A 22,099-nucleotide genomic window follows, 5' to 3' on the forward strand; every position below is an offset into this window, starting at 1 on the left:
TGCGATCAATTCATTTGCCGCGGGCCCGAAGCCGGTCAGGCGATCGTCTTGCCGCCCATTCCTTCGGCCACCGCACCGACTCCCTCGGCGGCGGTGGCCTCAGCCGCGGGCAGCTCCCGAGTCGCGGACAGGCTCTACCGGCTCCGTCGAGGCGGCCTCGCTCGTAGCTGCGTTCGCGACAGCCTCCTTCGCGCGGTCACGATCACGAGCGAACCGGCGTGCTGGTTCTTCGATGAGGGCATAGCTGGCCGCGGCGACCGGGAGGGTGATCGCGATGGTCAGGATGAGTACCTTGGTGAAATTGCCCTGGAAGGGCAGAATTCCGAAGGTCGGAAAGACCACCGACAGCACCGCGAGGTGCCAGAGGAAGATGCCGTAGGACCAGCGGCCGATGGTCGCTGCCACCCGGGATTCCAGCCAGCGATGGGGGCGGGCGCCGGGTGGGCGCAGCACCAGCGGGGCCAGCAGTGCGAAACCGATAATCGCGCCGAAGCCCATTTTGGCCGCGTACTGCCACGGCTCGGCCCTGGTCAGTCCGGCGGGTCCGCCCAGATCGGTAGCGGAGAACAGGAAGGCGACGAGCGCGAGGCTCCACATCACCGGCTGGTTGGCGAGCAGCCCGAGCCGCGGCGATAGCTGATCCCTATTGTCAATGAGCTCGGCGAGCAGCATGCCCACCGCGAACCACGGCAGATATCCGGGCAGCCAGTTATCGGCGTGAATGGCGTCGGGAGTCGGTACCGGAAGGAAATTCCAACTCAGGCTGATCGCCGCCAGCGCGAGGATCGCGGGGATGCGCCAGCGAGCGGCGGCGCCACGCAGCCGCACCACCGCGAAGGCGAGCAGCGGCAGCACCAGATAGAAGGCCACCTCGACGGACAGGCTCCACATCTGGGTGAGTCCGTCGGTGAGCGTCAGCGGCACGAATACCTGCGTCAGGGCCAGATTCGACATCCACACTCGCAGGCCAGCGGTGTCGGCCGCACTCGGCACCAAGATCAGAACCGCGGCCACTACAACCCAATACGCAGGCAAAATGCGCGCCGCTCGGTGCCGAAGGTAGTAGCCGACCGAGGGCGCGGCGCCCAGCCCACGCGCCTTCGCGGCATGTGGACGCCACAGCAGGAAGCCCGACAGCGCGAAGAACACCGCGACCGCCATATCGAACCGCTCCCATATTCGCCCGAGCACGGGCGTATTCGCGGCGCCGGTCTGGAATGCGACGTGGGTGAGCAGCACACCGAGCGCGGCCATCCCACGCATACCTTCCAGGGCGGGTACGAAACCGCGCGTGCGCGTTGGCACGTCTGCGGTCGGTGCGGGCAGCGTAGCGGTCATCGGACTCCAGTCTGCAGGCCCGCTCGCGCCACCTGCAAGCGGATCACCTACCGGTTGGTAACCCAGCGTTTCAGATTTCGCGTTAGACTCGGGCGATTTCTGGGTCGAATCCGGCCTCGGCACCGCATAGTACGACATCGGACTGTTAGTGTCGGGGCTCACGAGTGCCGCGGCGCGCCCGCAGTACTCGCCGGACAGACCTGTGTTCTACGACTAGGAGAGTTTGCATGGCACTGAGTGCCGGAACCAGAAGGACGGTGGCCTGCCTGCTCGTGGGTCTGGGCGCGTTGTTGATCGTCGCCGCGGTGATGATCCCGACCTACACCGTCAGCAAACTGGCAAAAACTCCTCTCGACCTCGAGATCACTACCATCGCGACGAACCAGCCGGGCGAGGACAGCCTGGTCCTGGACTCCAAGTCGCTGACCGCACCCGAGGGTGCGGCCAAGGTCGACACCAATGTGCCGCTGATCTCGCAGCGATTCCTCACCGTCGAAGACCCCTCCGACGCCACCGAGATGACCGTCCAAGCCGGTCAGACCCTGCGGCGCATCGATAAGCAGGGCGACACCGGCCTGCTGACGGCGACCATCGACCGGGTCACCATCGACCGCACGTCCGGCAAGCCGGTGGCCAAGGACCCCAACGGTTCCATCGCCGTCACGGTGAACAAGGATCTGCAGAGCATCGCCGACCCGGTACAGCACACCGGCCTGCAGTACCGGTTCCCGATCGGCACCGAGAAGAAGTCCTACCCGTACTTCGACGTCAACGTGCGTAAGTCCTTCGACGCCAAGTTCATCGAAGAGACCGAGATCAACAACACCAAGGTCTACCACTTCCAGATGTCGGTCCCGGTGACCAACCTGTGGGACGTGATCCAGGCGCCGACCAATCGGCTGAGCCTGCCCGCCTCGAAGTGGGGCCTCGAGGGTGACGAGCCGGTCACCATGACCCGCTTCTACACCGACACCCGCGACCTGTGGGTCGAGCCGCAGACCGGCACCGTGATCAAGGGCGGCGAGCAGATCTACCTGTACTACGCGCGCAGCGGCGACCACCCCGACGTCACCGCCCTCAAGTCGCACCTCGTCTTCGATGAGAACACCATCGAATCGCAGATCTCGGTGGCCAAGGAGAACATCGACAAGCTGTCGCTGTACGGCCGGATCATGCCGATCGTGCTCGGCGTGCTCGGTGTCGCCGCCCTGATCGCCGGTGTGCTCCTGGGGATCCGCGGCGGATCCACCTCGGTACCTGCCGGTGCGGGCCGGGGTCGGCGCGGCGGTCCGGGTCGCGGCGGGGATGACGCTCCGACCGAGCAGATCAAGATCCAGAAGAATCTCTGACGGTAATCGTTGCGACACTCGGCTCCCCGGCGCTACGCCTGGGAGCCGAGTTCGTTTTCGGGACAGGTCGATGCGACGCGTGTGGTCAGGTCGCGGACGACTTCAAGGGGTAAGCGACCGGATGCGACGGTTGATATAGCAGCATCAGCCCTGCACCGGGGATCTTGATATTGATACAGCGTCCGAAGCTCCGCTCGGCGATCTCACCGTCGAATTGCGCTCCACGCCCGGCCAATTCGATCATCGTCTGCTCGATGTCATCACACATCAGCGAAATCTCGTGACGCGGTGCGCCATCGGCGGGATGTACCCCGAGTTCGCTCGGCCCGGTACCGAAGATCAGCCAGCCGTCGTGGGCATCCACATTCGGCCAGCCGAGAACGTCGCGGAAGAACGCGCGAGCCGCATCCGGATCCTCCGCATAGACCAGTGTGTGCACTGCGGTGATCATGATGGTGATCGTAAGCGGGCCGGCGTTTATCCGCCGCCGATCGCCCGCACCCGTGTCGTGGCCGCATATCGCGCACGTTTGTTGGCACGGCACACGTCTGTTCGCCACCACACACATGCGATCGGGTTGCTGTGTAGTGCGAGAGACGTGGGTGCGCAGATCACGTGTGGCCGTGCGAGGCCGGGTCCCGCCATGCGGAGCCGGGTCAGGAGCGTGATGGGGAGTGGTCGGCGGTGCGCAGGACGACGACGGCGACCACGATCGTGGTGGCAGCGGCGACGCCTACGGCGGTGGTGATCAGTGCGGGTATCGAGCGAGCGAAGACGGTCATGACGACCACTTCGACCGCCAGACCGAGCCACGTCACCGCGGCGAGGGAGGTGCGGTCCACCGCGATCGCCGAAAGCAGCGCGCCCTGCAGCACCGCCAGAATGGCTCCTTGCAGGGCGAACAACCACAGCATGCTTTGGATCGGCGCGTAATCCTGTCCCGCGAACAGCGGCGCAAGCGGTGCCGCTACCGCCGCGCCCACTACCGCCACGAGCCCGATGCCGGACAGGACGGCCAGCGCATCCCGGATCGCACGCGCCGAATGTGTCGGCTGCGCCATCCGCGGATACAGCACGACCCCGACTGCCTGCGGCAGCCAGAACGCGATCTTCGCGGCGATGGCCCCGAGCGCGTACCTGCTCGCATCCGCCTCGTCCAACACGATCCGCGCAATGATCAGATCGGCCGACGACAACGCCATCAACGCCGCCTGCACCTGCACCGCCCGCAATACCGGCAGCACGCCAACGGAAGGCACACCCTGGTCGCCGCCAAGACCGCCACCCTCCACTGCGCCGCCAGCACCGCCACCCTCCGGCGGTGCCGCCGCTCCATTCGACGCATCGCCGGCCTGCGACGGGCGCATCCCGCCATCCGACGCCGCATCACGCGGGACCCACGGACGATCGCTCGAGGCAATACTTCCCCGCGATATCGGCGAAGCAGCCACATAGCGCGCGAATACGGCAGCGGCGACTATGCCGAGGGCCGCAGCCCATAACGCAGGCGCGGCACCACCGCCCAGCGCCAACACCACCAACGCCGGAGCCACGCGGGCCACTCCGGTAGCACCGAGGACGACCCCCAGCGCACGAAAACGCCTGCCACCCTGCAAGATTCCCTGCTCGCCCGATACCAGAACCAAGGCTGGCGCGGCTCCGAGCGCGGCCGCGCAAGCGACCACACCGACGTTCAACACCGCCGTGACCAGCGGCACCAGCACCGCGGCAACCACCGCGACGATCAGTGCGCACCGCCACTGCAACCCACGCAGCGCCGCGACGCTCGCCCCGCGCACCAGTTCCCTGGCCACCACGTTCTGCAATGCCAGCGCGGGCACCGCGCACAACAGCTGCACCGCCAGCAGGCTCGCGAATTCGCTGTACCCGGTGATCCCCAACCACCGACTGGCCAGCATCTGCAGCAGATATCCCGCCACATTGGCCGTCATCGCCCCAGCCGTCACCAACGTCAGATCCGCCACGACAGGAAGGCGAGAGACGGCAGGCACGCGGCAATCGTCCCACCCACCACCCCCACTCCGGCACGCACCCAACTGATCAGCGCCTATATCCCGCTCGAAGCCCAGCGATCGACACCGCGGTGACCGGCGTCAGAACGCCGATTACACCCGCCAACTCGGGCAGGCGGCGGTGCCGAGCTCATCCCGCACGCCCGCACATGCCACCTTGATCGGCGAAGCCGCCGCGACCGTGCTGCGCGAGGGTATCCCGATGCCAGGAAGTCGTCCTGGAACGCACCGGCCACATGTTCCGCTTCTCGCACCCGCACACCTGCGCGAACGCCATCGCGGACTTCCTGCACGAGGAGGACAGCACCCGGTTACACGACATCTAAAGTGGTGGCCCATGACGTCCATCCGTTCATTCGACGGCATTCGGCAGGAGCAGACGCGTGCGGCCAGCTGAGGAATTGCGCTATCTCATCCTCGCCATCCAGCGGGAGGGAAACCGAAAGCTGTCGACCGAGTTACGACCGTTGGGACTGACTCCTTCGCAGGCCGAGGTCCTGCGCGTACTGGCAGACCATCAGCCGCTGACCCTGGCCGGACTCGGCGACCTGTTGGTTTGTGAAACCGGCGGCAGCCCCAGCCGCCTCGTCGACCGGCTCGTCGCGGTGGGGCTGATCGACAAGCAGACCGGCCCCACCGACCGCCGCCAGATCACCCTCGGACTCACGCCCGCCGGACGCCATCTCGCCGCGGAGGTGGCGACGGTGGAAGAGCGCTTGTACGGCGCGATCGACACGGCCACCGCGGGTCGCCCCGTCACCGAGACACTGCACCTACTGCGCGGCTTCGCCGCCGACTTTCCCGCCGTCAGGGCGGTCGAACGTCGTGCCGCACTCCGAGCGGGGCGTGCACAGACGTGAATGGCATCGGCCCGGCTCGGCGCGACCGGTGGCCGAAGCTCATCCCGGTCGGGTACAGCGGATTGCTGGCGGTGCTGATTGTCGGGCCACTGTTGGGGCCGGGATATCTGCTGCTGCGGGATGCGGTGAGTACACCGCGCTCGTATCTGGCGGATTCGGAGCTGGGTCTGGGGGATGCGGCCCCGCGCGCGGTGCCGCAGGACGCGCTGCTCGCGGTGCTGTCACCGATCATCGACGGCGGACTGATCGTCAAGGGGATCCTGGTCGTCGCGCTGTGGGCGGCCGGATACGGCGCGGCGGTGCTGGCCCGCGAACTGCTCCGGGTATCGACCGGACCGCAACTGGTAGCGGTCACCGTCGCCCTGTGGAATCCGTATGTGGCCGAGCGTCTGCTGCAAGGCCATTGGAGTCTGCTGACCGGATATGCCGCGCTGCCCTGGACCGCGCTGGCGGCCTACCGAATTCGCAAACGCAACACACCGGACCGCACAAATACGCGGACAAGGAGTGCCTCGTGGGCCGCGCTGGCCGCGTGCTTCGCCGCCGCCGGGCTCACTCCGACCGGCGCATTGCTTGCTGGCTGCACAGCTGTCGTGCTGATCGGACGGAGAAACCTACTCGCAACGCTCGCACTCCTGCTGGCCGCGTCCGCGCCGTGGTTGACCGCCACGGCACTGTCCGGCGCTGGCTCCGAACCCTCGGACCCAGCCGGAATCGCCGCCTTCGCCGCCCGCGCCGAACCCGCCCTCAGCACCCTCGGCAGCCTGGCCGGACTCGGCGGAATCTGGAACGTCGACTCGGTCCCGAACTCCCGCACCACCCCCCTGGCCCTGGTCGGCACCGCCCTACTCCTGATCCTCGTCGCAACCGGTATCCGCGCCACCGCCACCGCCGACACCGATCGCGACAGCGTCCGAATTCGCCGCGCGCTACTGATACTTGCGGCCGCCGCAGTCGTGCTACCTGCCTTGGGGGCGACGTCATGGGGTATGAGCGTCATGGAATGGCTCGTCGCCCATGTGCCCGGCACAGGGCTGCTGCGTGATACGCAGAAGTATGTGGCACTGGCGATGCCCGCCTACGCGCTGTGCGCCGCAGCCGGGTGCCGGACCCTTGCCACGTGGTTCACAGCCCATGGCGCCGCAACGACCTCGTCGACGGAGCCGTCCGCCCACAACTCGCGAACGACCGTAATGTCGCTGACGGCAGCGGTATTCATCGCGCTGCTCATGCTGCCGCTGTTCGATCTCACCTGGGGTGTAGGCAACGCACTGCGTCCGGTGCACTACCCGGTGGGCTGGCAGCAGGTCGCTGAGCGGATCGATGGGCCGGGCGATATTGCGGTGCTACCCGGCGGCATGTTCCGGAAGTTTCCGTACAGCGGTAGGGCGCCGGTGTTGGATCCGGCGGCGCGGATGCTGCCGCGTGATGTGCTGCAGACCGGCGAACTCCCGGTGCACGGGCGAACGGTCGCCGGTGAAGGCGCCCGGGCCCGGGATGTGGAAACTCTACTGCTGCACGGAGGTTCGGCACAGCAGCTGGCGAACCTCGATGTCGGTTGGGTCCTCGTCGAACGCACCACTCCCGGACCACTCGGCGAGTCGAAAACGACACTCGCCCAATTGGAGCCGATCTACGCCGACTCCCAGCTCGCACTGTATCGAGTCCCCGGCGCCACCGACCACCGCGCCGAATCGCATATCTCCCAACGTGTGATCGCCTATGCCGCCCACATCCTTTGGGCCGCACTGCTGGTCGGCGGACTGCTGCTGGCACTGATCAGCAGAGTCGCTCCCGATGGTCGGGCTGTTTCGAGTGCGCCACCGTCGACGAGATAGTCGTGCCAGTGACACTGAATGCCAGCGGAGACGCCGGGGATGCCGCATATTCAGTGCAGGGTGAGTGGGGTCTCGGATTCGACGCGGGTCAGCTTCTCCGGGTTGCGGACGAAGTAGAGGCCGGTGATGCGGCCGTCCTCGACACGGACCGCCATGACGCCATCGATCTCGCCGTCCAGGCGTAGCACGAGTGCCGGGTTGCCGTTGACCACGGTGGATTCGCCGGTGAGGGTGGCTTCGACCTTGCCGATGCCGCCGACGATGTAGCGGACGATCTTCTCGGCACCGATGACCGGCCGAAGCGCAGCTCGCTTGACGCCGCCGCCGTCGCTGACAAGAACAACCTCCGGCGCGAGCACGTCGAGCAGTCCCTGCGCGTCCCCGCTTTCGAGCGCACGCCGGAACGACTCCAGAGCCGCCTTGGTCTCGCTCGCGGAGACCGCCGAGCGCGGGCGGCGGGCATCGACGTGCTGGCGGGCGCGGTGCGCGATCTGGCGGACGGCCGCGGGGCTCTTGTCGACGGCGGCCGCGATGTCGTCATAGCTGATATCGAAGGCCTCGCGCAGCACGAAGACGGCGCGCTCGGTCGGCGACAGCGTCTCGAGGACGAGCATCAGTGCCATCGATACGCTCTCGGCGAGCTCGACGTCCTCGGCCACGTCCGGCGTGGTGAGCAGCGGCTCGGGCAGCCAGGAGCCGACATACGCCTCTTTGCGGCGCGTCATTGTGCGCAGCCGATTGAGCGACTGCCGGGTCGTGACCCGGACGAGGTAGGCGCGCTGGTCGTGCACCTGCCCCAAGTCGACCTTGACCCATCGCAGCCAGGTTTCCTGCAGGACGTCTTCGGCATCGGCCGCCGATCCGAGCATCTCGTAGGCGACGGTGAAGAGCAGGTTGCGGTAGGCGAGGAAACTCTCGGTCGCCGGGTCGGTGGCGTGGTCGCGCATATCTCGACCCCTCTCCTTCGCGGTCGGCGCTGGCTCCCGCCAGCGGCACACATCTTCGTCAGCCGGTGAACGGCTCGAGGGCGAAGTGGCCCCACACAATGAAGGCCGCCAGCGCGAGATAGACCGAGTTCACCATCACCAGCTTGAACTGACCGAGGCGGCCATGGGTGATCATCGCGCCGACCATGAGCACAACCCAGCAGACAGCGGTTACCGGCACCATGACCGGTGCGATGTCGAGCACCGCGGGCAGGATCAGGCCGACCGCGGCCAGCAACTCCACGACCCCGAGGGTCTTGATGAAGCCGACGCTGGCGTCATTGGTCCATTCTCCGCCGCTGTGCGCGGCCAGTTTCTCCTTGGGTATGAACGTCTTGCTGATGCCACCGGCCAGGGCGACTGCGGCCAGCAGTCCGGTAACAATCCACAGGGTGGTGTTCATGGGGCTTCCTTGCCTCGTGCAGGTGATTCCGGCGTCCTGAACGGCCATTCCGCCCATTAAGACGCCGGACAGCGCACCTTTGTGACACGCCGAGTTGACAAATGCCTGGTCAGGCTGCTGGTTCTGCGATGGCCAACGCCTCGCCACGCTTGGCCCGCAGCAGCTCCTGGCGCTTGTCGTCTTTGGTCCACCAAGTGCGTGAACCGGGCTTGCGTGCCTCGTACGACAGCTGCCAGACGGTGCTCTTGCAGATGAACTCCTTGAGCATCGCGCCCGGGCGACCGCCGAGGTAGTACCGCTTGGCGGTGTCATCCTTGCCGGAGAACTGAAAAATGCCGACGCGACGCCCCAAACTGATGCACTGGCCGGCGAACCCCACGTCGATGGGCGTGGGCTGCGTACCCGCGAGTCGGCTGAGCACCGTCTCGGCGGCCTGTGGGCCGAGCTGAACCGCGGACTGGCAGCCCATCCGGAACGGCAGGTCCGACGGTGCCGCCGAATCCCCGGCCGCGATGATGCGCACGTCGTCGACGCTGGTCAATGTCTCGTCCGTGAGCAGACGGCCCACGGCGTCGGTGCTCAGCCCGCTGCGGGTGGCCAGGTCCGGCACGCCGAATCCAACGGTCCAGATGGTCACCGCGCTCCGCAGCGTGTGGCCGCCACTGAGCTGCACGGTATCGCGCGTCACAGCCGTCACCTGCGCATCGACGCCTTCGAGCACGGTTACTCCGAGTTGGGCCAACCGCTCGGCCACCGAGCGTCGACCTCGCGGGTGCAGATAGGGTCCGAGCACCTCGCCGCAGACCAGGGTCACGGTGCGGCCCCGCTGCGCGAGTTCGGCTGCGGTCTCGATGCCGCTCGGACCGGCTCCGACAACCGTCACCGCGGCCGTTGCAGGCGCGGCGTCGACGACCGGCCGCAGCCGCTGCGCCTGCTCCAGGCTGGCAATCGGGTAGGCGAACTCGGCCGCTCCCGGTACGCGCGGGGCGGCGCTGCCACTGCCCACTGCGTAGATCAGATAGTCGTAGCCGACCGTCGCGCCGCTCGCCAACGTCACATTGCGCTCGGCCGCATCGATCCGGGTCACGGTGTCGACCACCAGTCGCACGCGCTCGCCCAGGACATCTGGATAGTCGACGACCGCGTCGTTGGACCCGCCCACCAGTTGGTGCAGGCGGATTCGCTCGACGAAGGTCGAGCGCGGGTTGATCAGCGTCACGGTCACGTCATCGCGCTGCGTCAGGCGGTTGGCCGCCATGACACCGGCGTATCCGCCGCCGATCACGACCACATCGGTGTTCTCGGTCATGGGTATCTCCTTCGTCTCGAGGAATTCGACCTCGAGACACCGCATGACCGATCGTTGTGACAACACGTGAGCCAGATCACTCCACAGACGCACTGGGCAGCGCGGACGCCGTCACCATCGCCGCGAGCGCGGACCGCGGCCGATCAGGGTCCGGGCGGAATGAGCCCCGAGGTGTGCTCGCCCCTGGCCGTGGCCGCGAGTACCTGGTACACACCGTTTCCCGTCTGCTCCCAGGAGAATTCGCGCGAGCGGGCACGAGCCTTCTCCCCCATGACGGAACGGGCCTCGGTGTCGTCGAGCAGTTCACCGACGGAATCGCTGAGCTGGGCGACATCGTCGACGAGTACCCCGGTCACGCCGTCGACAATGGAATCGGTGAGTCCGCGCGAACTGCGGTAGCCGATGGTCGGCACACCGTGCTGGGCCGCCTCGATGACCGCGAGCCCCCAGCCCTCCTTGCGAGACGGCAGCACATGCACCCAGGCGCGGGCGAGCAGTTCGTGTTTACGGCGCTCCTCGACGTGGCCGTGGAAGGTGACCGCGTCGGCGATACCGAGGTCGCGAGCGTCGGCCTTCAGGTTGTCCGCCCACCAGCCGTCGCCGATCACATCGAGTCGCAAACCCGGGATCCGATTCCGCAATCGGGCGACGACGTGCAGCGCGTCCTCGATCTGCTTATGCGGCACCAGCCGGGACAGCACCACGATGCGCGGATCGTCCGTACGGGTCTCCGCGCAGCCGGTCGGCGCGTCGACCGGAACGGGTTCCGCGCCATTGCGGACCACCGCGATGCGCGATCCGTGCACGCCGAGCGTGGCCAGTTCCTCGGCCGAGGGCAGCGAAACGGTCAGATACTGGTTGTGCCGGTGCACCCGGGGCGAGAGCCGCGATTCGATCCACCAGCCGATCCGCCCGACCAGACGTCCGGCCACCGGCCACTGTTCCCGATGTCCGTGATGCACCAGCACGACGGACGGCGCGTTGGTCGCGACGCCAGCGAAGAAGGGAATGCCGTTCTGGGTGTCGATCACCGCGTCGGGGCGCAGTCCGCGCAGCGGCCCGATACCGAGTCGGCCGAGGACGATTGCGGTCAGCGCGCGCGGATAGACCGAGAATCGTCCACCGGCCCGGCTGATCTCGATGCCATCGATCCGTTCCCGCTTCGGCGCACCCGGATAGTGGGCGGTGCGCAGGGTGACCTTGACTCCGCGCGCGGCGAGCTGGGCACCGACCTGCTCCAGGTATCGTTCGCTGCCGCCGCCCTGCGGGTGCCCGGTGTCACGCCAGCACAGCAGGAGGACTTCGCGCACAGTGGAGCTTCTCTCGGTCGACAGGTCCCGGTCGGGACGACGGATATCGCCGTACACCCTAACCCGTGCACCCGTCCAACTAGCTCCCACCGCGTCGACCCGCCAGCACCCGCCGAATTCCCAACTCGGGCAGGCGGGACAGCGGCGGCTCGCCCGCACTGTGCGAGACTCTGCGCCGTGCCGAGAGCTGAAACCGAGCCAGCCGAAGCCGTGGCGGCGGATGCCCCACGGCGCGGGCGCCCGTCCCTGTCCCGGTTCGCGCGACGGGCGACATTGCGCCGGTCGCTGCGGCTGCTGGGCAGTTTCCGGTTCGAGCAGACCGATCCGGCGTTGTTCTACGGTGGCCTCGCCGCCGACAGCGCCGCGATGATCAGCGATTTCTATGCCGATGTCACCGGGCAGGGCCTTCAGGGCGCGACCATCCTCGATGTGGGTGGCGGCCCCGGCTACTTCGCCGACGAATTCATCAAGACCGGTGCGCGGTATATCCCGGTGGAGCCCGATCCGTCGGAGATGCATGCCGCCGGACTGTCGGTATCCGGCGCGGTGCGCGGCTCCGGTATGGCACTGCCGTTCCGCGACGATGCCGTCGATATCTGCTTCTCCTCGAATGTCGCCGAACATGTGCCGCAGCCATGGGTCATGGCCGATGAGATGGTGCGCGTGACCCGCCCCGGCGGTTTGATCGTGTTGTCGTACACGGTGTGGCACGGCCCATTCGGTGGTCACGAAACCGGTCCATGGCACTACCTGGGCGGCGAGTTCGCCGCGCGCCGATACCGCCGCAAGACCGGCCGGGAACCGAAGAACCGCTTCGGCAAGTCGCTGTTCGCGGTCGGCGCCGCCGACGGGTTGCGTTGGGCGGCAAGCACTTCCGCCGATGTGCGGACGGTATTCCCGCGCTATCACCCGCGTTGGGCCTGGTGGGTGGTTCACATACCGGTACTGCGAGAGTTACTGGTGAGCAATCTGGTGGTAGTGGCAACCAAGTAGAGTGCGGCTACTTCTCCAGCCAGCCCCGCCGCCAGCTTCTGCGCCCGCATGCGTTGGCCGTTGCCGCCCAAGGTGATTCCTGAATCGCCAGGCCGACGGTCTCCAGAGTGGTCAGCCCGACTTGATCGGCCAGTAATCCGACGGCCGCCACGGCCTCGGCGGCCTGCATCGCGGCTGTTGCCTGCTCGATGGTCAGCGTCCGGCCCGGCAGGAAGGAAACGACCCACCCGCCTGCGCCCACACTTTTAGCTTGATGCTCGGTCTGGTCGCTGGTCATCAGCGACCGGCCGATCACTTGCACCGCCATGACTCTGACTCCCCAATTGCGTAATCGGTTCATGAATCGAGCGAGCTGATCAGTCGCTACAGCATGACCCTTACAGCAACAGAACGCAATAGTGCGTTCTCTGAAAAGCGAACCGACAGGTTGGAATTCGCCCTGTTCAGAATGCTGTCCAGACGAAAAACTGAAACCTGTTACAGACAATCGGGCCACAAAACTGTAACGTGTTCTCATGCATTACGACAGCTTGTTCATCGGCGGCCGCTGGACCGCGCCAGCCTCCACCGAGCGCCTCCAGGTCATCTCACCTGCGACGGTCGAGACGGTGGGCAGCGTCCCGGTGGTGGGTCGCGCCGACGTCGATGCCGCCGTCGCCGCCGCGAGGCATGCCTTCGACAACGGTCCGTGGCCGTCCACCCCACCCGAGGAGCGCGCCCAGGTCCTCTCGCGCGCCGCGCGCCTGATCGAGGAGCGTTCGGCCGATCTGCTCGCGACGCTCACCGCGGAGATGGGCGCACCGCAGATGATCGCCATGACGCTCAACCAGATTCCGGCGGTGGCCGCGCTCGACTCGTATGCCGGACTGGCAAAGTCCTTCCCCTGGAATGAAACCCGTACCGGCCTGTTCGGGACCTCGCGGGTCTCACGGGAGCCGCGCGGTGTCGTCGCGGCCATCACCGCCTGGAATGTGCCGCTTTTCCTCGCGGCCAATAAGCTCGCGCCCGCGTTGCTCGCCGGATGCACGATCGTGCTCAAGCCAGCGCCGCTGACCCCGTTGACCGCCAACAAGATCGGCGACATCTTCACCGAGGCCGGTCTGCCCGAGGGCGTGCTGTCGATCCTGCCGGCCGAAGCGGACGCGGCCGAATATCTCGTCTCGCATCCCGGCGTCGACAAGATCACCTTCACCGGTAGTACGGCGGTCGGCCGCAAGATCGGCGCCATTGCGACCGGTCAGCTCAAGAGCGTGTCACTCGAACTCGGTGGCAAATCTGCGGCAATTCTGCTGCCCGATATGGATGTCGCCGCCAACATTCCGGTGCTCGCCTTCTCCGGGTTGATGAACAGCGGCCAGGGCTGCGTCGCACAGACGCGAATCCTCGCGCCGCGCAGCCGCTACGACGAAATCCTGGACGCTCTGGTCGAACACGTGAAGACGCTGAAGACCGGCGATCCCACCGACCCGACAACGACCTTCGGCCCACTGATCTCGCAGCGTCAGCGCGAACGCGTCGAGGGCTATATCGCCAAGGGCAAGGAAGAGGGCGCCCGGCTGGTGCTCGGCGGCGGCCGCCCGGCGGACCTGGATCGCGGCTGGTTCGTCGAGCCGACCATCTTCGCCGATGTCGACAACAAGTCGACGATCGCACAGGAGGAGATTTTCGGCCCGGTCCTCTCGGTCATCCCCTACGAGACCGAGGACGAGGCGGTGGCCATCGCGAACGACTCCGTCTACGGCCTGGCCGGTTCGGTCTGGACCACCGATATCGAGCACGGCGCGGAGATCGCGGCACGGGTGCGCACCGGCACCTATGCAATCAATTGGTATGCGTTCGATCCCAGCTCGCCCTTCGGCGGGTACAAGACCTCCGGCCTCGGCCGGGAGAACGGACCAGAGGGGCTGGACGCATTCTGCGAGCAGAAGTCCCTGCTGATGCCGCTGGGATGGACGGGGTAGTTACTCCTCCGGCATGACCACCCGAAGTACGGGCTGACGATCCTTACCCGGTTCGCTGGAGATGCCATGCGGACCGGGCGTATCGACGATTTCGACGCGCCAGCCCGGCGGCAGCACCGCCTGCAACCGGCCTGCGGCGCGCCGCAGCGGCGTGCTCGCGGTCGCCAACTCGATCCCGGCTACCTGGGGCACCGTCAACGGTCCGATATCCAGATCGGTCATTACTCCAACCACCTCTCGCGCGTCGATGTCATCGTTGGCCGCGAAGACGCGGGCCACGAGTCGAAAGGGAAGTAGTTCAGTCGATATAAGTCATGCAGTTAACACTTGGCAATCGAACTGGTCGAGTATGAGACGGAGAACACGCAAAGCACAGGCTCCTGCCGGGTAGGCATCGCATACTCGGCACGTACCCTGAAGCGGCGCTCGGACAAATCAACGGTAGCGCACCCGCGGCCCACGGTCCGGGGATCTGGCACACTGCCCGCTCGGCGGCTCCGAGTGCGCGCGACTACCTGTCGGCCGACGATCCGCTAGCGGCGCAGCGACCGGCGATATCCGGCGGGCGTCGTTCCGGTGGCCGCGCGCAGATGCACCCGCAGTGCCGTAACGCTGCCGAACCCGGACTGCGCCGCAACGACTTCGACAGGCAGCTCGGTGGTCTCCAGCAATTCTCGGGCACGCACCGTGCGCTGCGCCTCCAGCCAGCGCCGCGGCGTGGTGCCGACCTCGGACTTGAACCGGCGGATGAAGGTGCGCTCACTCATCAGCGCATGTCCGGCGAGCGCCGAAACATCCTGTGCGCGAGCCGGATTCGCGGCAGCCCAGGCCATGGTCGCGGCCAACGTGCCGGGGAAGTCATTGCTACCCAAGGCATTCGGGATGTATTGAGCCTGGCCGCCCTCGCGGTGCGGCGGCGTCACATTCCAGCGGGCCAGCTCCGCCGCCGCGCCCGCGCCGAGTTCACGGCGCACGATATGTAGGCACAGATCCATCCCGGCCGATAAACCGGCGGAGGTGAGCACATCACCGTCGTCCACATACAGCGCGCTGGGGTCGAGCTTGACCGCGGGGAACAGTTCAGCGAATTCGTCGCAATACGCCCAGTGTGTGGTGGCGGGGCGGCCGTCCAGCAACCCGGCCCGCGCCAAAATGAATGCGCCGGTGCAGATGCTGACCATCGTCGCGCCGCGCGCGGCGGCGGCCCGCAGCGCATCCAGCACCCGATCGGGCGGCTGCCAGGTGGGCAGTCCGATTCCCGGCACCACCACGATATCGGCGCTCTCCAGCGCCTCGAGTCCGTCGTCCACCCTGAGTTCGAAACCGTTCGGCGTCCACACCGGACCGGGCCGCACCCCGCACGTCCGCATTTCGAACCCCACCGGCTCACCGGTTTTGCTCGGACCATGTCGGAACGCCTGCACCGCACACGCCAGGTCGTAGGCCATCACCCCGCCCAGCGCCAGCGCGACCACCTGCTTCACGTTTCTCAGTTTGGCACGAATCCGAGCATCACCGGAATTCCCGCCGCTCGGCCGGACGAAATGGTTTGGGTCGCATACGGACGTGTGCGCTCACTGGGTATGCGAGGCCGGGAGTGTCAGTGGGGGGTGGAAGCGCCATCCGATCTTGGCGCTTCGCCGTTCAATAGCACTGAGGGGCAGGACGATTCGTAAGTCATCGGTTTTGCCGGTCGTGGCTGTGCTGGGCGGCCATGACCTCGGGGGTATGCCGACGAATCCAGTCCAGGAACAGATGCAGCGATTCGGTGAGTCCCTGGCCGAGTGCGGTGAGCTCGTAGCTGACCCGAGGCGGTGTCGATGGCTCCACGGTGCGCGCGATCAGCCCGTCCCGCACGAGCGTGCGCAATGTCTGCGACAGCATCTTCTCGCTGATTCCGCCGATGATGCCGTGCAATTCGGAGAACCGCAGCGGACCGCCGCCCAGCGCGGTCAGGATCAGCATGCCCCAGCGGCTGGTGATGTGGTCGAGCACCTCACGCGCGGGGCACTCACTGTTGAATGCGTCACTTATCCCCTGCCAGGCGGGGGGCTGGACCTGCGAACGTACCACCATATCCGGAGCTTACCCAAAGGTATGTCCTTACTGTAAGAAAGCCATGCGGCATACGCTGCCGCCATGGTCACAGTTGTTTTCGGAGCCAGAGGCAATGTCGGTCGCCATGTCGCGGTCGGCCTGAGTACGAGGGGTGAACACGTCCGTCTGACGAGCAGAGAACCCGACGCGGCGGGGTTCCCACGGGGTGCGGAGGTCGTGGTGGCCGATCTGGAACGCGCCGAAACGCTGCCCGCCGCACTCGAAGGCGCGCAGCGCGTATTTCTCTACGCCATCCCTGACGGGATCGACGGCTTCGTCGCGGCGGCCGAGTCCGCCGGAGTACAGCACGTGGTTCTCCTGTCGTCCGGAGCCGTCCTGCAAGCCGATCCGGAGAGCAGCCCGATCGCCCGGATGCATACCGTCGTCGAATCCGCCATCGAGAAGTCCGAGCTGACGTGGACCTTCATCCGCCCCGGCATGTTCGCCACGAACGCACTGTGGTGGTGGCAGCGGTCCATCCGCGACGAGGGCCGCGTCCGGGTGCCGTATGCCGACGCCCGGACCGCACCCATCCACGAGAAAGACTTGGCCGCACTCGCGGTGACCGCGCTGACCGAGCCGGGCCACCAGGGCCGCGCCTACCCCGTATGGGGCCCCGAAGCACTGACCTTGCGCAAGCAGGTTCAGCGCATCGGTGCGGCCATCGGCCGCGAGATCACCTTCGAGGTGATCCCGGTCGAACAGGCGCGGGTGGAAATGGGCAGGACGATGCCGCAGATCGGCATCGATGCCGTCCTAGCCGGATGGGAGGCCGGAATCACCACATCACCGCAGGTGTCGACGGTTGTCGAGGAGATCACCGGACAACCCGCGCACACGTTCGCGCAGTGGGCGCAAGACCACGCACCCGACTTCCGCTGAGCGGATTGGCGGGAATCCGAGCATTACTGGCATGCCCGCCACTCGTTGGAACACGGCTTCGGGGCTTGACTGGACGGCGAGAGCAGTTCGAGGAGAAGGAGACCGACGTGGGTGCGCCGACGGGCATCGATTGGGAATGGGCGACGCGGACCGGCGGCATCCTGTCCGGGGGACAGCATCGACAGCTCGCGGTCGAGCTCGCACGGATGGTGCCGAGCGTGGGTGGCACCCAGCTCAAACGGGTGCTCGGGCGAAGCGGCACCGGGCGTCTGGAATTCGCGGGGCTGCGGGTGCCCGATTCGAAACTCGCCAAATCGGCGGAAACCGAAGCCCGCGAATCGCTTTCGATTCATATGCTCGAGCATTCGTATCGCACCTATTTCTTCGGGCGGGTGCTCGCCGAAATCGACGGTGTTCGCTACGACGACGAACTGGTTTACGTCGCCTGCCTGCTGCATGATCTCCAGCTCGAAAGCCCCACTCCGGGTAGATGTTTCGCGGTGGCGGGGGGCGAGCGGGCGGCAGCGTTCGCGGTACGCGAAGGCGCGGAACCCGAACGCGCACAGGCGATCGGGGCCGCGATCGCCGCGCACATCACCCCTGGCGTTGCCAATGATCTGAGCGATCCCGGCGGGTTCGTATCGGCCGGCGCTTCGGTGGATGTGATCGGGGCGCGCTTCCCGGAACTGGACCCGGATTGGGTCGCGCAACTATTGCAACGGCATCCGCGTCACGAGGCCAAGCGGCATCTGATCGCGGCGTTCAAGGCCGAGGCCGATGCGGTGCCGAAGGGCCGCGCCGCCCTGCTGAACAGTGTCGGCTTTCTGCAACTCGTCCGGATGGCCCCTTACTCCGAATAGCGTCTCGGATAAACGAATTCGCCCGCACCATCTCCGAAGACGGTGCGGGCGAACTAGTTTCGGGGCGAGATCAGCCCAGGCGCTCCTTCAGCGCTTCGAACTCGTCGCGCACGCCGGAGGGCAGCTTGTCACCGACGAATTCGAACCACTCCTCGATGAGCGGGATTTCCTTGCGCCACTCGTCGGCGTCGACGGCCAGCGCCTCGTCGACATCGGCGGGTTCGACCTTCAGACCTTCGAGGTCCAACTGTGCGGCGGTGGGCACGTGGCCGATCGCGGTCGACTCGGCCTGCGCCGAACCTTCGATGCGGCCGATGATCCACTCCAGCACGCGGGAGTTCTCACCGAATCCGGGCCACAGGAAGCGGCCGTCGCCGCCGCGCCGGAACCAGTTGACGTAGAAGATCTTCGGCAGCTTGTTCGCATCCGCATTCTTGCCGACATTGATCCAGTGGTTCAGGTAGTCACCGACGTGGTAGCCCATGAACGGCAGCATGGCCATCGGGTCGCGACGCACGGTACCGACCTTGCCCTCGGCCGCGGCGGTCTGCTCGGACGACAGGGTGGCGCCCATGAAAACGCCGTGCTGCCAGTCGAAGGATTCGGTCACCAGCGGGACCGTGGTCTTGCGGCGACCGCCGAACAGGATCGCCGAAATCGGCACACCCTGCGGGTCGTCCCATTCGGGGGCCAGGATCGGGCACTGCGACATCGGCGTGCAGTAGCGCGAGTTCGGGTGCGCGGCAAGCGTTTCGGTCTCCCGCAGGAACCAGTCGTTGCCCTTCCAGTCGATCAGGTGATCGTGCTCGCCCTCCAGGCCCTCCCACCAGATATCGCCGTCATCGGTCAGCGCGACGTTGGTGTAGACGGTGTTGCCCGCCTCGACGGTCGCCATGGCGTTCGGGTTGGAGCTGCGGTTGGTGCCCGGCGCGACGCCGAAGAACCCGTACTCCGGGTTCACCGCGTACAGGCGGCCGTCCTTGCCGAAACGCATCCAGGCGATGTCATCGCCCAGGGTCTCCGCACGCCAGCCGGGAACCGTCGGCTGGATCATCGCGAGGTTGGTCTTACCGCAGGCGCTCGGGAAGGCCGCGGCGACGTAGTACGCCTTGTTCTCCGGCGAGATCAGCTTGAGGATCAGCATGTGCTCGGCCAGCCAGCCCTCGTCATGGGCCATGGCCGAGGCGATGCGCAGTGAGTAGCACTTCTTGCCGAGCAGCGCGTTGCCGCCGTAGCCGGAGCCGTAGCTCCAGATTTCGCGGTCCTCGGGGTAGTGGGTGATGTACTTGGTGTCGTTGCACGGCCACGGCACATCGGCCTGGCCATCGGCCAGCGGCGCGCCAACCGAGTGCAGCGCCTTGACGAACGGCTTATCGGTGCCGAGCTTCTCCAGCGCGGCGGTGCCCATCCGGGTCATTACGCGCATCGACACGACGACGTATTCGGAGTCGGTGATCTCCACGCCCAGTTTGGGGTCCTCGGCGCCGAGCGGGCCCATGCAGAACGGCACCACGTACATGGTGCGGCCCTTCATCGAGCCGCGGTACAGCTCGGTCATGGTGGCGCGCATCTCGGCGGGGTCGACCCAGTTGTTGGTGGGGCCCGCGTCGGCCTCGGTCTTGGAACAGATGTAGGTGCGGGATTCGACACGCGCCACATCGGAGGGATCGGAGAGAGCAAGGAAGGAGTTCGGCTTCTTCTCCTCGTTGAGCCTCTTGAAGGTGCCCGCCGCGACGAGCTGGGTGGTCAGCCGATCCCACTCTTCATCGGAACCGTCCGCCCAGACCACTCGCTCCGGCTGAGTGAGTTCTGCGACGTCCTGTACCCAGGCGAGTAGTTCGCTGTGCTCGGTCGGCTGCTTGCCGTCGGAATCGCGAAGACCAGGAATGGTCGCTGAGGTCATGAAAACTCTCCTGAGATGGGCGGTTCACGGCGTTCCGCCTAGGCTGACCATTTCGAGCGACCAGCGAGCAGTCGCTACGGTAAGGCCCATGACCAGCGCGAACACACCGAGTGCCACCGTTGGCGGGAAGGCACCCGCTACGACCAGTCGAAAGCGCGCCATGGCTGGACCGCGTACAAGGACGAAGCGGACGCCCAGGTTCCTGCCTTAGAGGTTAACGCGATGTGACGACCAGTACGGAATCGGGTTCCCCCTGGAGTACCCACTAATTACCTAATCAAAAGATGTTCGATGCCGATCGAGGATGGCGATATCGCGTTCGCAGGCCGCAAGCTGCCCCGGTTGCTCGGCCGCGGCCCGGCGCAGTCTGGCCTCCAATTCGGCCACCTGACGGTCGATTTCGACGATTCGCTCGGTGCTCGCGCGCATGACTCGATCCGATAGCGCGGTCTCCGATTCCACCAATGCGGTGGCGACGTGCTGCTCCAACTGGGCCTTCACATTGACCAGCGCGTCGGAGACCCATTGACGCAGGTGGGCGCGGTCGGCCACCTGACCGCGCGCACGCACCACCCAGGCCGCCGCACCCGCGCCTAGCAGCAGTGTCACTGGCACGGTCGCGAAATCCAGCGCCTGCACGAGCGAGAACGGGGCGACCAGGAGGCGGCCGATGCCGACCCCGGCGGAGGCGCCGAGCGCGATCATGAGGTGATCTTCGACACCCCGGTGCCTCGGCTCCGGATCCGGCCCGACGCGGGGTGCGCCAGCGCGCCAGCGCGGTGGCAGGACGCGGTCTTGTTCCGGTGCCGCGCCGAGCCGGTCGGTGAGCTGGGACAGGCGCTGGTCGATGGTTGTGTCCACCGCGTCGGTCAGCTCGTTGACCGCCCGCTGCAGGCGTTCGGGATACTCACCGAATTCGGACCGGCGCAGCCGATCGAGTTCGCCGCGGGCGGCGGTGTGCAGTGCACGCACCCTGGCCCCGACATCGGTCATCAGATCGACCCTGGCCAGGTGGAGCTGGCTGCGCAGGGTGGACATGGCGCTGGCCCGGCCGCCGTCGCGCCCGGCGAGCAGGACGGCACGTTCCTCGCGCCACTGGATCGGTGCCGCGCCCGAGCGCAGCACCGCGACCTGTTCCGCGACCCGCCTGCGGGTATCGGCCAGCACCCGTGCGGTCACGGCGGCGACCCGGTCGTCGGATTCGGCACCCGCCGTCGCGGCGGCCAGTTCCGCGTGCAGCGCGCCGAGTCCGGAGCGATCTAGCAGGCTCGCATCCCCCGCCGCGCGACCCGCCACCGCGAGCCGCGCCGACACCGGCACGACCTCCAGATCGTCGACGCCCTGCGCGGCGAGCAGCTCGAGGTTGTGCGCATGCACCGCACGCCAGTCCTGGTAGGCGTGAATACCGTTCATGGCGAGCAGGATTCGCGTGCCGTCGGCCCGCAGGCGATCCACCAGATGCAGCGTATCCGCGCCGAGGGCGCTACCGGCGTCCAACAGGATGAGCGCGACCGCCGATGGCGCGGTGCCCGAAGGCGACGTGGTTTCAACGGCCGCGCCGGCATCGGGCACCGGATCGGACAGCGGAATCCGCGGCTCGAACCGAGCCAACTCGGTGCGCAGCAAGCTGGTATTCGCATCGTCGGGCCCGATCAAGGTGACCGCCGACGCCACCCCGGTCCCCCGCACCGCCCGCAACAGCGCCGTCCCCTGCGGATTCCACCGCGCGACGACCGCCTCGACCTCGAGAGTCAGCGGCGGCTGCTCAGGAACAGACCCGCCCTCGGCGGCTTCCCTCTGAGCCGGTGCCGCTACCGGTCCATTCCGGCCGACCCCGGACGTGCTCGCAGGCGCGGCCGGAGCGCCGGAAGCAGTACCATCCGACGAACGCACGGAGCCGCTCGGAGCCGATGTCGACCCGCCGAGCGCAGACGCGTCATTCCTCGACACAGCAGGCCCATCCGGGCTCGCCTGCGG

General features: G+C 66.9%; 20 protein-coding genes. 7 read left to right on the forward strand and 13 right to left on the reverse strand.

The annotated features are described in order from the left end of the window. Positions 1-99: 99 nt before the first annotated feature. The gene (locus tag ACQP1G_RS44690) at positions 100-1,338 is read right to left on the reverse strand and encodes an acyltransferase family protein (RefSeq protein ID WP_433196587.1); all 1,239 of its coding nucleotides are present in this window, start codon (positions 1,336-1,338) and stop codon (positions 100-102) included. 227 nt (positions 1,339-1,565) lie between these two features. On the opposite strand from ACQP1G_RS44690, the gene ACQP1G_RS44695 reads away from it, so the two are divergent. Then, positions 1,566-2,687, forward strand: coding sequence for a DUF3068 domain-containing protein (locus ACQP1G_RS44695; RefSeq protein ID WP_433196589.1), 1,122 nt, complete (start codon positions 1,566-1,568; stop codon positions 2,685-2,687). 85 nt (positions 2,688-2,772) lie between these two features. Here ACQP1G_RS44695 and ACQP1G_RS44700 read toward each other — a convergent pair whose 3' ends face one another. Next, positions 2,773-3,138, reverse strand: coding sequence for a VOC family protein (locus tag ACQP1G_RS44700; RefSeq protein ID WP_433196591.1), 366 nt, complete (start codon positions 3,136-3,138; stop codon positions 2,773-2,775). A 205-nt stretch (positions 3,139-3,343) separates the two neighbouring features. Then, positions 3,344-4,672, reverse strand: coding sequence for a polysaccharide biosynthesis protein (locus ACQP1G_RS44705; protein ID WP_433196593.1), 1,329 nt, complete (start codon positions 4,670-4,672; stop codon positions 3,344-3,346). Between the two features lie 431 nt (positions 4,673-5,103). Between ACQP1G_RS44705 and ACQP1G_RS44710 the strand changes: the two genes are divergently transcribed. Then, entirely contained in the window at positions 5,104-5,580 is a 477-nt protein-coding gene (locus ACQP1G_RS44710) for a MarR family winged helix-turn-helix transcriptional regulator (RefSeq protein WP_433196595.1), read from the forward strand. Next, positions 5,577-7,418 carry a hypothetical protein gene (locus ACQP1G_RS44715; RefSeq protein ID WP_433196597.1) on the forward strand — a complete coding sequence of 614 codons (1,842 nt, stop codon included), beginning with the start codon at positions 5,577-5,579 and terminating at the stop codon, positions 7,416-7,418. The genes ACQP1G_RS44710 and ACQP1G_RS44715 overlap by 4 nt, the downstream gene beginning before the upstream one ends. A gap of 50 nt (positions 7,419-7,468) precedes the next feature. Here the strand turns inward: ACQP1G_RS44715 and ACQP1G_RS44720 are convergent, their stop codons facing one another. The 4 genes from ACQP1G_RS44720 to ACQP1G_RS44735 form a co-directional block, all read right to left on the reverse strand. After that, the gene (locus ACQP1G_RS44720; RefSeq protein ID WP_433196599.1) at positions 7,469-8,365 is read right to left on the reverse strand and encodes an RNA polymerase sigma-70 factor; all 897 of its coding nucleotides are present in this window, start codon (positions 8,363-8,365) and stop codon (positions 7,469-7,471) included. A 58-nt stretch (positions 8,366-8,423) separates the two neighbouring features. Beyond that, positions 8,424-8,807: a DoxX family protein gene (locus tag ACQP1G_RS44725; protein WP_433196601.1), complete on the reverse strand. Its 384-nt coding sequence runs from the start codon at positions 8,805-8,807 to the stop codon at positions 8,424-8,426. Positions 8,808-8,916: 109 nt separating this feature from the next. Next, complete coding sequence (locus ACQP1G_RS44730) at positions 8,917-10,116, reverse strand: NAD(P)/FAD-dependent oxidoreductase (RefSeq protein WP_433196603.1); 1,200 nt, start codon at positions 10,114-10,116, stop codon at positions 8,917-8,919. A gap of 143 nt (positions 10,117-10,259) precedes the next feature. Further along, the gene (locus tag ACQP1G_RS44735; RefSeq protein WP_433196605.1) at positions 10,260-11,426 is read right to left on the reverse strand and encodes a glycosyltransferase family 4 protein; all 1,167 of its coding nucleotides are present in this window, start codon (positions 11,424-11,426) and stop codon (positions 10,260-10,262) included. A gap of 210 nt (positions 11,427-11,636) precedes the next feature. Here ACQP1G_RS44735 and ACQP1G_RS44740 point away from each other — a divergent pair, with 210 nt between their 5' ends. After that, the gene (locus tag ACQP1G_RS44740) at positions 11,637-12,419 is read left to right on the forward strand and encodes a class I SAM-dependent methyltransferase (protein ID WP_433209395.1); all 783 of its coding nucleotides are present in this window, start codon (positions 11,637-11,639) and stop codon (positions 12,417-12,419) included. Between the two features lie 7 nt (positions 12,420-12,426). Here the strand turns inward: ACQP1G_RS44740 and ACQP1G_RS44745 are convergent, their stop codons facing one another. Continuing rightward, a complete protein-coding gene (locus ACQP1G_RS44745; RefSeq protein ID WP_433196607.1) occupies positions 12,427-12,726 on the reverse strand; it encodes a hypothetical protein in 300 nt (99 codons plus the stop codon). Positions 12,727-12,934: 208 nt separating this feature from the next. On the opposite strand from ACQP1G_RS44745, the gene ACQP1G_RS44750 reads away from it, so the two are divergent. Further along, complete coding sequence (locus ACQP1G_RS44750) at positions 12,935-14,380, forward strand: aldehyde dehydrogenase (RefSeq protein WP_433196609.1); 1,446 nt, start codon at positions 12,935-12,937, stop codon at positions 14,378-14,380. On the opposite strand, the gene ACQP1G_RS44755 is transcribed toward ACQP1G_RS44750, so the two are convergent. The 3 genes from ACQP1G_RS44755 to ACQP1G_RS44765 form a co-directional block, all read right to left on the reverse strand. After that, complete coding sequence (locus ACQP1G_RS44755) at positions 14,381-14,602, reverse strand: hypothetical protein (protein WP_433196611.1); 222 nt, start codon at positions 14,600-14,602, stop codon at positions 14,381-14,383. A gap of 311 nt (positions 14,603-14,913) precedes the next feature. Continuing rightward, a complete protein-coding gene (locus ACQP1G_RS44760) occupies positions 14,914-15,864 on the reverse strand; it encodes a GlxA family transcriptional regulator (protein ID WP_433196613.1) in 951 nt (316 codons plus the stop codon). Positions 15,865-16,057: 193 nt separating this feature from the next. Continuing rightward, positions 16,058-16,456, reverse strand: coding sequence for a winged helix-turn-helix transcriptional regulator (locus ACQP1G_RS44765; RefSeq protein ID WP_433196615.1), 399 nt, complete (start codon positions 16,454-16,456; stop codon positions 16,058-16,060). 63 nt (positions 16,457-16,519) lie between these two features. On the opposite strand from ACQP1G_RS44765, the gene ACQP1G_RS44770 reads away from it, so the two are divergent. Both ACQP1G_RS44770 and ACQP1G_RS44775 read left to right on the forward strand, forming a co-directional pair. After that, on the forward strand, positions 16,520-17,359 hold the full coding sequence (locus ACQP1G_RS44770) for an NAD(P)H-binding protein (protein WP_433196617.1): 840 nt from the start codon (positions 16,520-16,522) through the stop codon (positions 17,357-17,359). A 65-nt stretch (positions 17,360-17,424) separates the two neighbouring features. After that, the gene (locus tag ACQP1G_RS44775; protein WP_433196619.1) at positions 17,425-18,219 is read left to right on the forward strand and encodes an HD domain-containing protein; all 795 of its coding nucleotides are present in this window, start codon (positions 17,425-17,427) and stop codon (positions 18,217-18,219) included. Positions 18,220-18,289: 70 nt separating this feature from the next. Here ACQP1G_RS44775 and ACQP1G_RS44780 read toward each other — a convergent pair whose 3' ends face one another. Further along, entirely contained in the window at positions 18,290-20,122 is a 1,833-nt protein-coding gene (locus tag ACQP1G_RS44780) for a phosphoenolpyruvate carboxykinase (GTP) (protein WP_433196621.1), read from the reverse strand. Between the two features lie 273 nt (positions 20,123-20,395). Further along, positions 20,396-22,015 carry a hypothetical protein gene (locus ACQP1G_RS44785; protein ID WP_433196623.1) on the reverse strand — a complete coding sequence of 540 codons (1,620 nt, stop codon included), beginning with the start codon at positions 22,013-22,015 and terminating at the stop codon, positions 20,396-20,398. Positions 22,016-22,099: the final 84 nt, after the last annotated feature.

The sequence above is a fragment of the Nocardia sp. CA-107356 genome (assembly GCF_050946365.1).
GTDB lineage: Bacteria > Actinomycetota > Actinomycetes > Mycobacteriales > Mycobacteriaceae > Nocardia.

What these genes read in the sequence shown, in the direction of transcription:
- ACQP1G_RS44690 (WP_433196587.1), bottom strand. Translation starts at nt 1,338, where the DNA reads ATGACCGCTACGCTGCCCGCACCGACCGCAGACGTGCCAACGCGCACG.
- ACQP1G_RS44695 (WP_433196589.1), top strand. Translation starts at nt 1,566, where the DNA reads ATGGCACTGAGTGCCGGAACCAGAAGGACGGTGGCCTGCCTGCTCGTG.
- ACQP1G_RS44700 (WP_433196591.1), bottom strand. Translation starts at nt 3,138, where the DNA reads ATGATCACCGCAGTGCACACACTGGTCTATGCGGAGGATCCGGATGCG.
- ACQP1G_RS44720 (WP_433196599.1), bottom strand. Translation starts at nt 8,365, where the DNA reads ATGCGCGACCACGCCACCGACCCGGCGACCGAGAGTTTCCTCGCCTAC.
- ACQP1G_RS44725 (WP_433196601.1), bottom strand. Translation starts at nt 8,807, where the DNA reads ATGAACACCACCCTGTGGATTGTTACCGGACTGCTGGCCGCAGTCGCC.
- ACQP1G_RS44730 (WP_433196603.1), bottom strand. Translation starts at nt 10,116, where the DNA reads ATGACCGAGAACACCGATGTGGTCGTGATCGGCGGCGGATACGCCGGT.
- ACQP1G_RS44745 (WP_433196607.1), bottom strand. Translation starts at nt 12,726, where the DNA reads ATGGCGGTGCAAGTGATCGGCCGGTCGCTGATGACCAGCGACCAGACC.
- ACQP1G_RS44750 (WP_433196609.1), top strand. Translation starts at nt 12,935, where the DNA reads ATGCATTACGACAGCTTGTTCATCGGCGGCCGCTGGACCGCGCCAGCC.
- ACQP1G_RS44755 (WP_433196611.1), bottom strand. Translation starts at nt 14,602, where the DNA reads ATGACCGATCTGGATATCGGACCGTTGACGGTGCCCCAGGTAGCCGGG.
- ACQP1G_RS44765 (WP_433196615.1), bottom strand. Translation starts at nt 16,456, where the DNA reads ATGGTGGTACGTTCGCAGGTCCAGCCCCCCGCCTGGCAGGGGATAAGT.
- ACQP1G_RS44770 (WP_433196617.1), top strand. Translation starts at nt 16,520, where the DNA reads ATGGTCACAGTTGTTTTCGGAGCCAGAGGCAATGTCGGTCGCCATGTC.
- ACQP1G_RS44780 (WP_433196621.1), bottom strand. Translation starts at nt 20,122, where the DNA reads ATGACCTCAGCGACCATTCCTGGTCTTCGCGATTCCGACGGCAAGCAG.